The 13,623-nt window shown below is 61.7% G+C and carries 12 protein-coding genes; 9 read left to right on the top strand and 3 right to left on the bottom strand.

All coding sequences use genetic code 11. The annotated features are described in order from the left end of the window. Positions 1 to 46: 46 nt before the first annotated feature. From NLY44_RS08865 to NLY44_RS08845, 5 genes are all read left to right on the top strand, one after another. A complete protein-coding gene (locus NLY44_RS08865) occupies positions 47 to 1,306 on the top strand; it encodes an N-acetylmuramoyl-L-alanine amidase (protein WP_023738932.1) in 1,260 nt (419 codons plus the stop codon). Between the two features lie 213 nt (positions 1,307 to 1,519). Next, positions 1,520 to 3,976, top strand: a complete 2,457-nt coding sequence (locus NLY44_RS08860; protein WP_023805260.1) for a penicillin-binding protein 1A — start codon at positions 1,520 to 1,522, stop codon at positions 3,974 to 3,976. A gap of 130 nt (positions 3,977 to 4,106) precedes the next feature. After that, positions 4,107 to 5,238, top strand: a protein-coding gene (gene prfB / locus NLY44_RS08855; protein WP_155922402.1) for a peptide chain release factor 2 whose coding sequence is annotated in 2 segments (ribosomal slippage) — positions 4,107 to 4,172 and positions 4,174 to 5,238 — 1,131 coding nt in all. Because the reading frame shifts where the segments join, the coding sequence is not laid out codon by codon here. A gap of 118 nt (positions 5,239 to 5,356) precedes the next feature. Beyond that, positions 5,357 to 5,776 carry a GFA family protein gene (locus NLY44_RS08850; RefSeq protein ID WP_023805259.1) on the top strand — a complete coding sequence of 140 codons (420 nt, stop codon included), beginning with the start codon at positions 5,357 to 5,359 and terminating at the stop codon, positions 5,774 to 5,776. A 287-nt stretch (positions 5,777 to 6,063) separates the two neighbouring features. Continuing rightward, positions 6,064 to 6,462: a hypothetical protein gene (locus NLY44_RS08845; protein WP_023729805.1), complete on the top strand. Its 399-nt coding sequence runs from the start codon at positions 6,064 to 6,066 to the stop codon at positions 6,460 to 6,462. Positions 6,463 to 6,516: 54 nt separating this feature from the next. On the opposite strand, the gene NLY44_RS08840 is transcribed toward NLY44_RS08845, so the two are convergent. Further along, positions 6,517 to 7,386: an NmrA/HSCARG family protein gene (locus NLY44_RS08840; RefSeq protein WP_023741412.1), complete on the bottom strand. Its 870-nt coding sequence runs from the start codon at positions 7,384 to 7,386 to the stop codon at positions 6,517 to 6,519. Between the two features lie 103 nt (positions 7,387 to 7,489). Here NLY44_RS08840 and NLY44_RS08835 point away from each other — a divergent pair, with 103 nt between their 5' ends. The 4 genes from NLY44_RS08835 (at position 7,490) to NLY44_RS08820 (ending at position 10,544) form a co-directional block, all read left to right on the top strand. Beyond that, the gene (locus tag NLY44_RS08835) at positions 7,490 to 8,380 is read left to right on the top strand and encodes a LysR family transcriptional regulator (protein ID WP_023681487.1); all 891 of its coding nucleotides are present in this window, start codon (positions 7,490 to 7,492) and stop codon (positions 8,378 to 8,380) included. A gap of 148 nt (positions 8,381 to 8,528) precedes the next feature. Next, positions 8,529 to 8,897, top strand: a complete 369-nt coding sequence (locus tag NLY44_RS08830; protein ID WP_023667471.1) for a GFA family protein — start codon at positions 8,529 to 8,531, stop codon at positions 8,895 to 8,897. A 150-nt stretch (positions 8,898 to 9,047) separates the two neighbouring features. Further along, a complete protein-coding gene (locus NLY44_RS08825; protein ID WP_023667470.1) occupies positions 9,048 to 9,698 on the top strand; it encodes a YiaD family glycine zipper/OmpA-like lipoprotein in 651 nt (216 codons plus the stop codon). Between the two features lie 237 nt (positions 9,699 to 9,935). Next, complete coding sequence (locus tag NLY44_RS08820) at positions 9,936 to 10,544, top strand: hypothetical protein (protein ID WP_023805258.1); 609 nt, start codon at positions 9,936 to 9,938, stop codon at positions 10,542 to 10,544. Between the two features lie 227 nt (positions 10,545 to 10,771). Here NLY44_RS08820 and NLY44_RS08815 read toward each other — a convergent pair whose 3' ends face one another. Beyond that, positions 10,772 to 11,902 carry a DegT/DnrJ/EryC1/StrS family aminotransferase gene (locus NLY44_RS08815; RefSeq protein ID WP_050485848.1) on the bottom strand — a complete coding sequence of 377 codons (1,131 nt, stop codon included), beginning with the start codon at positions 11,900 to 11,902 and terminating at the stop codon, positions 10,772 to 10,774. Continuing rightward, positions 11,899 to 13,545: a B12-binding domain-containing radical SAM protein gene (locus tag NLY44_RS08810; RefSeq protein ID WP_197031334.1), complete on the bottom strand. Its 1,647-nt coding sequence runs from the start codon at positions 13,543 to 13,545 to the stop codon at positions 11,899 to 11,901. The genes NLY44_RS08815 and NLY44_RS08810 overlap by 4 nt, the downstream gene beginning before the upstream one ends. Positions 13,546 to 13,623 lie beyond the last annotated feature (78 nt).

Genomic DNA, 13,623 nt, shown 5'->3' with positions numbered 1-13,623 from the left:
CCAACCACGCGGGCGCAAGCGCCAAACCGGGAGCGACTGCAAAGAAATGGGACTGGCGGGCATCACAGACAAGGGCCATGGCCGTGCAGGCCGTTTCCTGCGCGCTGCCGGTGTGCTGTTGCTGCTGGCGCTTTGCCTTGCTTTTGCGCCGGTTTCACGCGCCGCCGATGCGCCACTCGGCGCCACCGCCTACAAGATGGCCGGCGACGCAACCAAGATGCGCATCGTCATCGATTTCGACCGCGAGCCCGACATCAAATGGTTCCTGCTGCGCGGCCCCAACCGGCTGGTCGTGGACCTGCCGCGCACCCGATTCGCCATTGGCGCGAAGGACGCCAAGGCCCGCGGCCTGGTCAAAGCGGTGCGTTATGGCGATCAGGGCGAGGGATCGCGGCTGATCCTGACCGGCAAGGGGCCGTTCTCGGTCGACAAGCTCGAGGTGCTCAAGAACGAGGACGGCGCAGGCTATCGCATCGCCATCGACATGTCGGCAGCCTCCGACCGCGAGTTCGACGAAGCCCTTGCCAACCAGGCGCTGACCACTGGCTCGACCGTCTCCACCGACAAGGGCTCCAGGGTCGGCACAGGGCCGATCTCCAATCCCGGGCATCGCTTCACCATCGTCATCGATCCCGGCCATGGCGGCATCGACGGTGGCGCCGAAGGCCTCAACGGCACCATCGAGAAGAACGTGACGCTGGCCTTCGCCACCGAATTGCGCGACAAGCTCGCCGCCGTCGCCAACTACGACGTGTTCATGACGCGCGATACCGACGAGTTCCTGCGGCTCGATGACCGCGTGCGCATCGCCCGGCAGCACGAGGCCGACCTTTTGATCTCGATCCATGCCGACACGATCAGCGTCAAGGGTATCAGAGGCGCCACCGTCTATACCGTCTCCGACAAGGCGTCCGATCCGCAAGCGCAGGCGCTTGCCGACCGTGAAAACCTCTCCGACCAGTTCGCCGGCATGGTGATCAAGGACGACAACAAGGAAGTCACCGACATACTGATCGACCTGATCCGCCGCGAGACGCATAATTTCTCGATGAGCTTTGCCCACACTCTGGTCGGCCAGTTGTCCACCAGCGTCGGCCTGATCAATAATCCGCAGCGTTCGGCCGGCTTCAAAGTGCTGAAAGCGCCCGATGTGCCGTCGGTGCTGGTGGAACTTGGCTATCTCTCCAACGCCAAGGATGAAGCGCAACTGCTCGACGCCGACTGGCGCGGCAAGGCGGCGCAGAGCATCACCAACGCCGTCGCCCTGTTTGCCTCCGCCAAGATGGGAACGGGAACCGGAGGCTGAGATGGTCGCCGCCGCCCACGACCGGAGGCAGCGTTGCACGACGACAACACCAGGCGCTTTTATTTCAGGTGGGGGATGCCTAAACCGGGCACTGCCGTATTTTGCCCACATGGTGGCGACATGGGTTTTCCATCACGGATCGGGACAGTTGCGAAGGCTTGCGCGAAAGGCGGCTTCGTCTAGGAAATTCCCGAACCTCGGACTGGAGCGGGCATGATTCGTCTTATCGGCTATTTCTTTGGTATCGGCACGACGCTGGCGCTTATGGTCGCCGCGGGCGTGGCGATATACATCAGCCATCTCTCGAAAGACCTGCCCGACTACGAGGTCCTGGCCAAGTACGAGCCGCCAGTGACGACCCGCATCCATGCTTCCGACGGCTCGCTGATGGCCGAATATGCGCGCGAACGGCGGCTCTATCTGCCGATCCAGGCGGTTCCGGACCGGGTCAAGGCGGCGTTCCTGTCGGCCGAGGACAAGAATTTCTACAACCATCCCGGCATCGACATCACCGGGCTTGGCCGCGCCATCTACGTCAACCTGCAGAATCTGGGTTCGGGCAGGCGCCAGGTCGGCGCCTCGACCATCACCCAGCAGGTGGCGAAGAACTTCCTCTTGTCCTCGGACCAGACCTACGAGCGCAAGATCAAGGAGATGATCCTGGCCTTCCGCATCGAGCAGGCTTATTCAAAGGACCGCATCCTTGAGCTCTATCTCAACGAAATCTTCTTCGGCTTCGGCGCCTATGGCGTTGCGGGCGCGGCACTGACCTATTTCGACAAGTCGGTCAACGAACTCACGGTCGCGGAAGCCGCCTATCTGGCGTCGCTGCCGAAGGGGCCCAACAACTACCATCCCTTCAAGCATGCCGACCGCGCCATCGAGCGCCGCAACTGGGTCATCGACCAGATGGTCGAGAACGGCTACGTGACGCGCGAGGAAGGCGACAAGGCCAAGGCCGAGCCGCTCGGCGTGACGCCGCGTCGTAACGGCTCCTATCTGTTTGCGGGTGAATATTTCACCGAGGAAGTGCGCCGCCAGATCATCTCGCGCTATGGCGAGAACGCGCTCTATGAGGGCGGCCTTTCGGTGCGCACGACGCTCGATCCGAAGATCCAGCTCATCGCCCGCAAGTCGATGCAGAACGGCTTGCTCAAATACGACACGCTGCGCGGCTATCGCGGACCGGTGACGCATATCGATGCTTCCGGCGACTGGGGCGTGGCGCTGGGCAACGTCAAGGGGCTGGAAGACGTGCCGGAATGGTCGCTTGCCGTCGTGCTCGACAGCTCGGCGACCGGCCTTTCCATCGGCCTGCAGCCGACGCGGCAGATTTCGGGCGATATCGTCAAGGAACGCATCGAAGGCGCCGTCAGCAAGGAAGACATGAGCTTCGCCATGCGCCATGTGGTCGATGGCAAGACGGTCAAGGCCAAGTCTCCGGCCGATGTACTGCAGCCCGGCGACGTCATCTTCGTGCAGAAGAACGAAGGGTCGGAAGGCGCCTACACGTTGCGCCAGGTGCCGGAAGTGGAGGGCGGCCTGATCGCCATGGATCCACATACCGGGCGCGTGCTGGCCATGGTCGGCGGCTTCTCCTATGCGCAGTCGGAGTTCAACCGTGCCACGCAGGCGATGCGCCAGCCGGGATCGTCCTTCAAGCCGATCGTCTATTCGGCCGCGCTCGACAATGGCTATACGCCGGCCTCGGTGATCATGGACGGACCGATCACCATCCAGAGCGGCACCACGACCTGGACGCCGAAGAACTATGACGGCACGGTGGCCGGCCCCGCGACCTTGCGCTCCGGTATCGAAAAGTCGCGCAATTTGATGACGGTGCGGCTCGCCAACGACATGGGCATGAAGCTGGTGGTGGAATATGCCGAGAGGTTCGGCGTCTACGACCATCTGGCGCCGTATCTGCCTATGGCGCTAGGCTCCGGCGAGACGACGGTGATGCGCATGGTGTCGGCCTATTCGATCATGGCCAATGGCGGCAAGTCGATCAAACCCTCGCTCATCGACCGCATCCAGGACCGCTACGGCAAGACCGTGTTCAAGCAGGACGAGCGCGGCTGCGAAGGTTGCAATGCGCCCGAATGGAACAACCAGCCCGAACCGGAACTGGTCGACAATTCCGAGCAGGTGCTCGATCCGATGACCGCCTACCAGATCACCTCGATGATGGAAGGCGTCGTCCAGCGCGGTACCGGCGCCACCATCGCCGAGCTTGGCCGCCACATCGCCGGCAAGACCGGAACGACCAATGACGAGAAGGACGCCTGGTTCATCGGCTATACGCCGAACCTCGTCGTCGGCCTCTACATGGGTTACGACACGCCGCGCGGTCTCGGCCATGGCGCCACTGGCGGCGGTCTGGCGGCACCTATCTTCAAGGACTTCATGCGCGTTGCGCTGGACGGCACGCCGAATGTCGACTTCAAGGTGCCGGAAGGCATGAACCTGGTCGCGATCAACCGCAAGACCGGCATGCGTGCCGCGTCGGGCGATCCCGGCACCATCATCGAAGCCTTCAAGCCCGGCACCGGCCCAGCCGACAGCTATTGGGTGATCGGCATGGGCGCCGACGGGTCCAACGGCGCCGGCGGACCGCTATCGCCGCAGGCAACGGAAGCCATCCAGGCACCCGGCGGCGGACTCTACTGACGACCTGATTTTTTACGTCGAATGGGCTGGCTTGTTGAGCCGGCCCATTTCGCTTTACAGGCAGCAATGCCGTGCCTATGTATCGCGCCGACCCAAGCGCCACTTCGAAAACAGGACAGAACAACCAGCCATGCGCGCGGAAACGCAGAATATTGTCGACGAGATCAGGCAGGCGATCACCCTGCTGAGGAGGCATCTTTGACTGGGATCAGGCTATAAAGCGGCTTGAATACCTGAACGTGCGCGCCGAGGATTCCAGCCTCTGGAATGATCCGCTGGAAGCGCAAAAGCTGATGCGCGAGCGCCAGGGCCTCGAAGACGGGATCGCCGGCGTCAAAAGCCTGACTCAGGCGCTGGAAGACAATATCGGCCTGATCGAACTGGGTGAGGAAGAGGGCGACCAGAGCGTGATCGCCGAGGCGGAAGCAGCCCTCCGCTCGATGCAGGGCGAGGCCAAGGCCCGCCAGGTCGAGACGCTGCTGTCGGGCGAGGCCGACGCCAACGACACCTATCTCGAAGTCCATGCCGGCGCCGGCGGCACCGAGAGCCAGGACTGGGCCTCGATGCTTCTGCGCATGTACACGCGCTGGGCCGAGCGTCGCCGTTTCAAGGTCGAAGTGCTGGAAGTCCATGACGGCGAAGAGGCCGGCATCAAGTCCGCCACGCTCCTGATCAAGGGCCACAATGCCTATGGCTGGCTGAAGACCGAGTCGGGCGTTCATCGCCTGGTCCGCATTTCACCCTATGACAGCAATGCGCGCCGCCACACGTCCTTCTCCAGCGTCTGGGTCTACCCGGTCGTCGATGACAGGATCGAGATCGACGTCTCGGAATCGGATGTACGCATCGACACCTACCGCTCATCCGGTTCGGGCGGCCAGCACGTCAACACCACGGACTCGGCGGTTCGCATCACCCATATCGCCACCGGCATCGCGGTTGCCTGCCAGGCCGAACGCTCGCAGCACAAGAACAAGGCGAAGGCCTGGGAAATGCTGCGCTCGCGCCTTTACGAGGAAGAGCTGAAGAAGCGCGAAGCGGTGGCCAATGCCACAGAAGCGTCGAAGAGCGACATCGGCTGGGGTCACCAGATCCGTTCCTATGTGCTGCAGCCCTACCAGTTGGTGAAGGACCTGCGCACCGGCGTCGAGAGCACCAGCCCGTCGAGCGTGCTCGACGGCGACCTCGACGACTTCATGGAAGCTTCGTTGTCGCAGCGCATCGAGGGCGGTGCCGGTGAAGCCGTGGCCGACCTCGACTAGGATATGTCCATATTCAGGTGAGGCCGGCCTGCGAATGGCTAATTCCTGCGCTTCCGCCACTTTCGACTCGGCTGACTTGAATAAGAACATCCCTGGGCGGGGGAGCGAAGGAGGTACCATGAGTCGCAGGCTCACCGGCAAATGCTTTTGCGGCGCGGTCCAGTATGAAGTGGCGGACGAGTTCGTCTATGCCGCCAACTGCCATTGTTCGAACTGCCGGCGCACCACAGGTTCCGCCTTCAAGCCCTTCGCCGGCATCGAGCGCGAGAAACTTGCCCTTGCCGAAGGGCATCACGGGCTCATCCATTTCGGCGATGACAGCGGCCACGATGCGCATTGCAGCCGCTGCGGCTCGTTGCTGTATTCGCTGGTCCGCGACGGCGCCTATGTCCATGTCGCCATGGGCACGCTGGTCGACGATCCGACGATCCGGCCGACCGCGCACATCTTCGTCGGCTCCAAAGCGCCATGGTTCACCATCGCCGACGACTTGCCGCAATATGAAGGGCATGTGATCGCCGGTCCAGGCGACGTATAGGCTGGAACCACATACGGCCAATCCCGTTGTTTCGTTGCCCGTCTGCCGGGATTTGAGCCTGGCCTTGGATCTCGTCAGCGGTTGCAGATAGCGGCGTAGATGTGCGGCCTCGCGCAGCAACTTCTTGCGCCGGCCAAGGAATCAGCCCAGCATCCGAGGGCTGGAAGAGAAAAAGCATTTATGGCCGGACGCGGCATATCTGCGACCTGACGATCCGGCCACTGGGAAGACACGTTCCGGGAACGGGCAAGCGAAACGCTTGATGCTCGTTTGAAAGGAACGCTTCCATGTCTGCTGCCACTCTCCGATCGGCCAGAGCCGTTCAACCGGCTGGCCGACTCCTGTTTTCAATGTTCGTGACCCCGATCTTTGCCATCGCGATGCTTGCGATGGCGGTGCTGACCGCACCCGCCTTCGCCCATGACGCCAAGCCCACGGCGGCGAAGCCGCAAGGCTGGAGTTATCCCTTCGCCTGCTGTGCAAACTACGACTGCCGCACCACCCATACCGGCGAGGTGCTGGAAAAGCCGGAGGGCTATGTCATCGCCGGAACGGGGGAGGTCGTTCCGATGAGCGACAAGCGGGTCAAGGACTCACCCGACGGCGATTTCCACTGGTGCGCGCACCAGGCCGGCCTCGACGCAGGCAAGACGATCTGCCTGTTCGTGCCACCGCGTTCCTACTGAGTTCTGTTGGCAGTTCTCATCGGAAGGCCGGCCTTGGTGCTGAAGGCGCTTGCGTCAGACGGAAGCAGCGAGTGCTGAGGCGAAGTCGCGATACGGGCGCAGTGGGCGACCCAGAAGTGCCGTCAGGCGCTCGACGTCGCCGGCCTCGGGCAGCATCCCGTCGGTGAAGAAGCGCTCGCCCATCAGGCGCATGTCGTAGGCCATCCAGGCGGGCAGGAACTGCTTGAGATTTTGCTCAAAACCCTCCGTATTGTCGCCGCTGTAGCTGATCGGGCGGGCGAGTACGTCTGACCAGATTGCGGCAATATCCGTCCCGGTCAATGTCTGCGGACCGACGAGGTTGATCCTCTCGAACGCAAGCGGCTCCTTGGACCGTTCGCGACGCAGCAGCTCAAGAGCGGCGACCTCGGCTATATCACGGGCATCGATCATGGCGAGACCCTTGGGGCCGATCGGCATTGGGTAGGTACCGTAGCCGGTGATGACGTCTTCGACCGTCAGATCGTTCTGGATGAAGTAGGCCGGGCGCAAGATCGTAGCTTTGAAGTCCATCTGCTCGATCATTCGCTCGACGCCGAACTTGCCCGCGAAATGCGGCACGTTCACATAGACGTCAGCGTGGATTACCGAGAGATAGACGATCCGCTCGATGCCGGCCGATCGGGCGACGTTCAAGGCGATCAAAGCCTGGGTGAATTCGTCCGGCACCACGGCGTTCAAGAGAAACAGCGTGGAAACGCCAGACATGGCTTTGCGCAGCGAATCGACATCGAGAAAGTCGCCTTGCACGACCGATACGCCTGCCGGAAAACTGGCTTTCGACGGATCGCGCACGAGAGCACGCACATCGGCGCCGCGCTTGGCGAGCTGTTCGACGACTTGGCGGCCGATATTGCCGGTGGCGCCGGTAACGAGAATGGTCATGGAATTTCTCCTGTTGGGTTGCTTGACAGTCCCAATATGTGTGGCTCACAAAGAGCCCAGTAGACGGCAATTTTAGACACGTCGTCTCACTGGTGGGACAGTCATGGATCTTTTAGCCCTTGCCGATTTTAACCTCGTGGCTCGCCATGGCGGCTTCGGCAAAGCGGCAAGGTCCACCGGCCGGCCCAAGGCAACGTTGTCCCGGCGCGTTGGCGAATTGGAAAGCAGTCTCGATCTGCGTCTGTTCGAACGGGGTGCGCGTAACCTGAAGCTGACCGAAGAAGGACGGGCGCTCTTCGAGCGGACGGGGGCGTTGCTTGCCGAGCTGGACGAGACGGCATCGGCGATTGCCTCGGGCGGTCAGAGACCCAAGGGCAGATTGCGGATCAGCGCGCCTTTGCATTTTTCGCAGACTGCAATGGGGAGGATCGCTGCGGGATTTGCCCTGAGGTATCCTGAGGTGAGGCTTGAAGTGACCACCGAAGACCGGCATGTCGACATGATCGAGGAAGGCTACGATCTGGTAATCCGGGTCAATCCGGATCCCGATGAAAGCCTGGTCGGACGGGCGTTTCTCCGCGACCGCCTGGTCGTCGTCGCGAGCCCGGACCTTCCTCGCCCGGCCGACGGGCTCGCCGCTCCTGGCGTTGCGCGCGGGACGGGCGAGCGGCAAACATGGCAGGTGAAGACACCAGGTGGCCGGGCAACACTTAGAATCGAGCCGGTCCTCGCCTTGTCGACGCTCATCATGGTCCGGGATGCGGTGCGAGCCGGCATCGGCGCAGGACGGCTTCCCATTTCGTTGGTGGCCCACGACCTGGCTGACGGCACACTGGTGAATTGGGGGGATATCGACGGCCCGGAGATCTCTCTATGGACGCTCTACCCGTCGCGGCGGCTGCTCAGCGCGCGCGTGTCGGCGTTCCTGGATTTTCTGAAACAGGCTTTCCCAAACGGGACGCCGGACGAACTGGCCGCCTATATCGGCAGGTGACGACGATTGGGAGGTGACGACGGGGCCTGCTTCAGCCAGATCGCCGCTCGGCTCGATCGACCGGAGCCTGCTGACAGACAGTTGTCAGGAGCCTTCCTTTATGGTGCCTTGCCGCATGGGTGGCGAGCAACGGAGAGGAAAGCTTTTCATGACCATCAAGGCCAGCTGTCATTGCAAGGCGACGACGTTCGAGGTCTCGCAGGCGCCCGAGACGGTAACACAATGCACCTGCTCGTTCTGCTCCAAGCGCGGTTCGCTGTGGGCTTACTACGTTCCGTCGCAATTCAAGCTCACCAGCTCGCCGGAAAACGTTTCCTTCTATCAATGGGGATCGAAGACCGTCAAACACGGGTTTTGCGCCATTTGCGGCTGCGGCACCTTCACCGAAACGCCGGACTGGTCAACCGGCAAACCGGACTTCGACAATCCCAAGATATCAGTCAATTCGCGGCTGTTCGACGATTTCGACCTCGATAAGGTCGAGGTGGTCGTCATTGACGGCAAGAACCTCTGGTAGGCCAGCACCAGCCACCGAAGCGGAAGAGTGGCGCGAGCAGGGAAAAGCCGCTTTCGCCGCTCGGTTTTTCGCCGCATTTCATGTTACAAGACCGGAGAAGGGCTTATGTGCGCGAGCCGCAAAGGCCGCGCTTTGGAGAGGGACGATTCTATGAAAAAGACTGTGCTCGTCGCCGTTGCGACGGCTGTGCTGGTGAGTGCCTGCACCACGACCGATCCGTACACCGGCGAGCAGAAGGTTTCGAACACCGCAGCCGGCGCCGGCCTTGGCGCCCTGGCGGGTGCGGGCCTCGGCCTGCTTGCCGGCGGCAATGACCGCCGCAACGCGCTGATCGGCGCCGGTATCGGCGCGCTGGCCGGCGGCGCCATCGGCGCGACCATGGACCAGAACGAGGCTGAACTGCGCCGCCAACTCGAAGGCACCGGCGTCAGCGTCACCCGCACCGGCGACCAGATCATCCTCAACATGCCGTCCGACATTACTTTCAACGTCGACCAGGATGCGGTGAAGCCCGGCTTCTACCAGGTGCTGAACTCGGTTGCGCTGGTGCTGAAGAAGTTCAAGCAGACCACGGTCGACGTGTTCGGCCATACCGATTCGACCGGTGGCGACGAACACAATTTCGATCTGTCGCAGCGCCGCGCATTGGCGGTCGCCAACTATCTCTCAGGCCAAGGTGTCGATTCGCGCCGCTTCGCCGTCACCGGATTCGGCAAGACCCGTCCGATCGCGTCCAATGGAACGGCGGCCGGCCGTGCGCAGAACCGGCGCGTCGAGATCCAGCTTTCGCCGCTGACCTGAATTGTTCGGCATCGAAATGCGAAGGCGGCCCCCGCAAGGGGCCGCTTTCTTTTTGGGCTCCTGTGGTCCGCCAAAAGGTCTAATGCATTAGAGATTTCTAATAATCCCTTTCCGGAGACCTTTGAAGGGATTAGCATTGGCGCGGTTCCAGAGGGGATGGGGCGGTACAAACGGCCGCGCAGTCACTTAGTCGGCCCCGGTCCTGCACGGCCTGATAAGGAAATCTGGGAGGAATGCATGACAAGAACAGCTCGTTTTGGGCGTTGCGGCGTCCTCATTTTGACAGGTCTGGTCTCTGCTTGGTGCGCGGCGGCCACGGCTCGAGCCGAGGACGCCAACAAAGCCGACATCGAAGCGTTGAAGAAATCGCTCGCCAAATATGAAGACTACACGGTCGCCGTCCGCGACCTTTATCTGTCGACTGTCGGGTGCGTCTATTACAGCGGGGACAGGATCGAGGGCGCAATGGACTATCCGAAGGGCGCTATGGGCATCCATTTCGTCAACGTTCCGAGTGTCGGTCAGAAACTCGATCCGATGCGCCCCAATGTGCTGATCTACGAGCCGACCAAGAAAGGCTTGAAATTGGTTGGCGTGGAATGGCTGATGCCCCTGACGCCAGACACCAAGGAACCTCCAAAACTATTTGGCCAGACCTTCATGGGACCGATGGAAGGGCACTATCCGCTCATTCCGAGGGAGTTCGTCCACTACGACCTTCATGCCTGGCTGTTCAGAGACAATCCGAACGGCATGTTCAGTCCGACCAACCCGAACGTGAAATGCAGCAAGGCAGAGTTTCCGATGCTGGAAAAACCGACCAAGATGATGCCCGGCCCGATGTGACGGACGGGCCAGGATAGAAGCTTGCCAAGGGTGCAAGCTGGCCGGCTGCATTTGAGAGCGCTCGGGATCAGGCTCGGACGACGATCGGCATGAGGGCCGGCGCGCATGAAGGCTGCCCGCATGATGTCGTCGCGGAAGCCGACAATGGCGGCAAAATTGCGCACGCGCCAGCATCGCGCTGGGCGCTAAGGGGCCGTTTTGCGTTAAGAGTCGACCAGACATTCGGCTCAGCCCGCAGCAGCCACTTCGCTGAGGATCGAGCAGATGCGGGAGATTGTTTCATCCGCAAGATCGGTCCAACAGGGTAGCCCCAGTTGAGTCGCTACCAGTATGTCAGTGGTCTGTAGCGGCAGCCTGGGAAAATGTTCGAAGGCTGCGTGCCGATGCAGACCGCCACCCCACCACCGGCGCACACCAACCCCTCCTTTCGCCAGCGCCGTGAGCGCCCGGTCCATCGAACCAGGCGGCAGGCCAATGGTGACGGTGGAGGATATCCATTTTTCACCGAACCCCTCCGGCAAGCTCAGCCCGGAAATCGACCCCAGCGAGCGGCTATAGCTTGTGGCAACGCGCTTGTAGGCGGCACGCGTATGTGGCCACAGCTCAAGTGCGGCCAGGCCGACGGCCGCACCATACTCGCTGAGCTTGCCGTTCAGGGCCGGTCTGACCGCCTCGCGCGAATTTGAAAAACCAAAGTTGGCACCCTCCGCGATTTCCTCGATCAGAGAGCCGTCGTCTGACGCGATAAAACAACCTTCGCCGATGCCGAGTGCCTTGGTGGCATGCAGGCTGACGACTGCCGGAACCCGCGATGGCGTCAAGGTGTCGAAGGCTGCGGCTGCGTCAATTACCACGGCAAGACCGGTATCGCTCTTGAACCGATCCCAGTTCGCGACACCAATCGGGCGGCCGAACGGCATGACCGGCATGACCGCTCCGACGCCGCCGGGAGCCTGGCGGAGGAGTTCTGCCGCGCTCTCGGGCAACAGTTGCTGGCTGTCCAGGTCTACGTCGACCAGCCATGGAACGAGCCCTGCGAGGACCGCCGCGTGCGCGCTGGCCGCGAAGGTCCAGGACGGCATCATGCAGAGACTTCCCTTCGCCGGTTTCTGCGCCATCAATGCGAGCGCCAACCCCAGCGTGGCGTTTGCGCCACATACGACATGGCCTGCAGCGGTCCGAGTCTTGAGAGCTTCCTGGAAACGCCGGTTCAACGGACCGTTGTTGCTGTACCAGCGAGTTGCATCGATCTCGTGCAGATAGGGAAGGATGCTGTCGCCTGTCGGCAGTCGCGGGCGCGACACGGGAACATCGGGCGCTGGGCCGGGATCGGCATCCCACAATCCGTCGGCGTTCAAGCTCTACCGCCTGCGGTCTTGTCCAGATAGAGGCCTTCATTTGCGGGTATGGGCCGCAAGGTTTCGGGCCGGCTGGTCCCGATCTCGATCTTACTGCTGGTCCGCGAGATGGTGTAAAAATGCCAGTGATCGGCGCAAAGCAGCACGAAACTGGCGAATGGTATCGCCTCGCGGCCGCAGAGACGCCGGTTGCGGCGCCAATGCCTGACATAGGCGCCGCCCAGCGACATCGCGCTGCGCTTGGCAAGCAAAGCTCTGAAGAGTCGGGCAGCCATCAGGATGGCACCGGCCAATTCCGCAATCCGGGTCACGCCGGAACGCTTCCGGCCGATCAGGGTTGCAAGCGTCGCCCGGCTCTTGCGAAAGCCTGGCGATCCGAAATAGCCATCCACAAGGCGGCTGAAGTAGGCGTCCGGCTCGTAAAGGCGCTGCACCAACCTGTCATAGCCGGCCCTCAGCGCTTCGCGCGTCATCTTCTTCGGGCGGAAGCTGACATAGGGGTCGCTGAGGTCCAGCCGACCCTCCATCTTCAGCCGCCCATAGAGCGGCGTCGTGGGGATCGGGCACAAGATTGCCACAGATGCTTGCGCGATACCGATTTGCTGAATGAACTCGAACTGCTCATCGAAGATCGCCTCATCGTCGCTATCGAAACCGACGATGAAACCCGCCTGAATCACCAACCCGCTGTCGCGGATGCGCTGCAATTTGTCGATCATGCTGTCGCCACGAACGTTCTGGATCTTCCTCGTTTCCATCAGCGACTTGGCGCGGGGCGACTCGATGCCGACAAAGACTTGGCGGAAATTGGCCAGACGCATCAGATCGAGCATTTCCGCGTCGTCACCCAGATTGATGCTGGCTTCTGTCGAAAAGGCCAATGGATAGCCGTTTACCTTTTGCCAATCGATCAGGCCTCTCAGGAGTTCCTTGGCCTTGACCTTGTTACCGATGAAATTGTCGTCGACCAGAAAACAGGTACGGAAGCCCGCCTTCACGATCGCATCGAACTCGCGAATCATTTGCGCCGGCGACTTCAGGCGTGGCCGGCGACCGAAGATGGTAATGATGTCGCAGAATTCACAAAGGAAGGGGCATCCTCGCGAGAACTGTAGAGACGCTACCACGTAGCTTCCAGATTTCAGCAGGTCATATCGAGGCGTGGGGACGGTCTCCATATCGGTTTTCGCGTCCTGCTCGTAGCGCTTCTGGACAGGCTCTCCGCGAGCGAAAGCCGTCAGGAAGCGAGGCCACGTTTCCTCGGCTTCGCCGATGAAGCGCACGTCGCAGCGGTCGACAAACTCCGCCTCCGACACCGAGACATAGGGACCGCCCGCGGCGACGGTAATCGGTAGATCGCGCAGTCTCTCGAGGATTTCAAACATGCGGTCGCGCTGCACGATCATGCCGGTCACGCCGACGATGTCGAAGGCACCGAGCCGCTCGAAATCCAGGTCCTCGACATTCTCATCGAGCAGGACGACATCACAATGATCCGGAGCAAGCGCCGCAAGGGCGGGCAGGGAACCTGTCACGATCCAGCTGCCTTTTTTGCCAGGCAGAACGGGAAGCACCTCGTCCCGGCTCCAGACGGAAGGGCGGAACCGCGGATTGATGAGGCAAACCCGAAGCTTGCGCGGCAAAGGCATATTCGAAGTGTGCATCGAGTATAAGCCTGTGAGTGAGCGATTCAGTGACATGATGTTTCGCGCAGATTATAG

Source organism: Mesorhizobium sp. C089B (assembly GCF_030323125.1).
Taxonomy (GTDB): domain Bacteria; phylum Pseudomonadota; class Alphaproteobacteria; order Rhizobiales; family Rhizobiaceae; genus Mesorhizobium.
This window is presented reverse-complemented; position numbering and strand designations above follow the sequence as displayed.

What these genes read in the sequence shown, in the direction of transcription:
- NLY44_RS08865 (WP_023738932.1), top strand. Translation starts at nt 47, where the DNA reads ATGGGACTGGCGGGCATCACAGACAAGGGCCATGGCCGTGCAGGCCGT.
- NLY44_RS08860 (WP_023805260.1), top strand. Translation starts at nt 1,520, where the DNA reads ATGATTCGTCTTATCGGCTATTTCTTTGGTATCGGCACGACGCTGGCG.
- NLY44_RS08850 (WP_023805259.1), top strand. Translation starts at nt 5,357, where the DNA reads ATGAGTCGCAGGCTCACCGGCAAATGCTTTTGCGGCGCGGTCCAGTAT.
- NLY44_RS08845 (WP_023729805.1), top strand. Translation starts at nt 6,064, where the DNA reads ATGTCTGCTGCCACTCTCCGATCGGCCAGAGCCGTTCAACCGGCTGGC.
- NLY44_RS08840 (WP_023741412.1), bottom strand. Translation starts at nt 7,386, where the DNA reads ATGACCATTCTCGTTACCGGCGCCACCGGCAATATCGGCCGCCAAGTC.
- NLY44_RS08835 (WP_023681487.1), top strand. Translation starts at nt 7,490, where the DNA reads ATGGATCTTTTAGCCCTTGCCGATTTTAACCTCGTGGCTCGCCATGGC.
- NLY44_RS08830 (WP_023667471.1), top strand. Translation starts at nt 8,529, where the DNA reads ATGACCATCAAGGCCAGCTGTCATTGCAAGGCGACGACGTTCGAGGTC.
- NLY44_RS08825 (WP_023667470.1), top strand. Translation starts at nt 9,048, where the DNA reads ATGAAAAAGACTGTGCTCGTCGCCGTTGCGACGGCTGTGCTGGTGAGT.
- NLY44_RS08820 (WP_023805258.1), top strand. Translation starts at nt 9,936, where the DNA reads ATGACAAGAACAGCTCGTTTTGGGCGTTGCGGCGTCCTCATTTTGACA.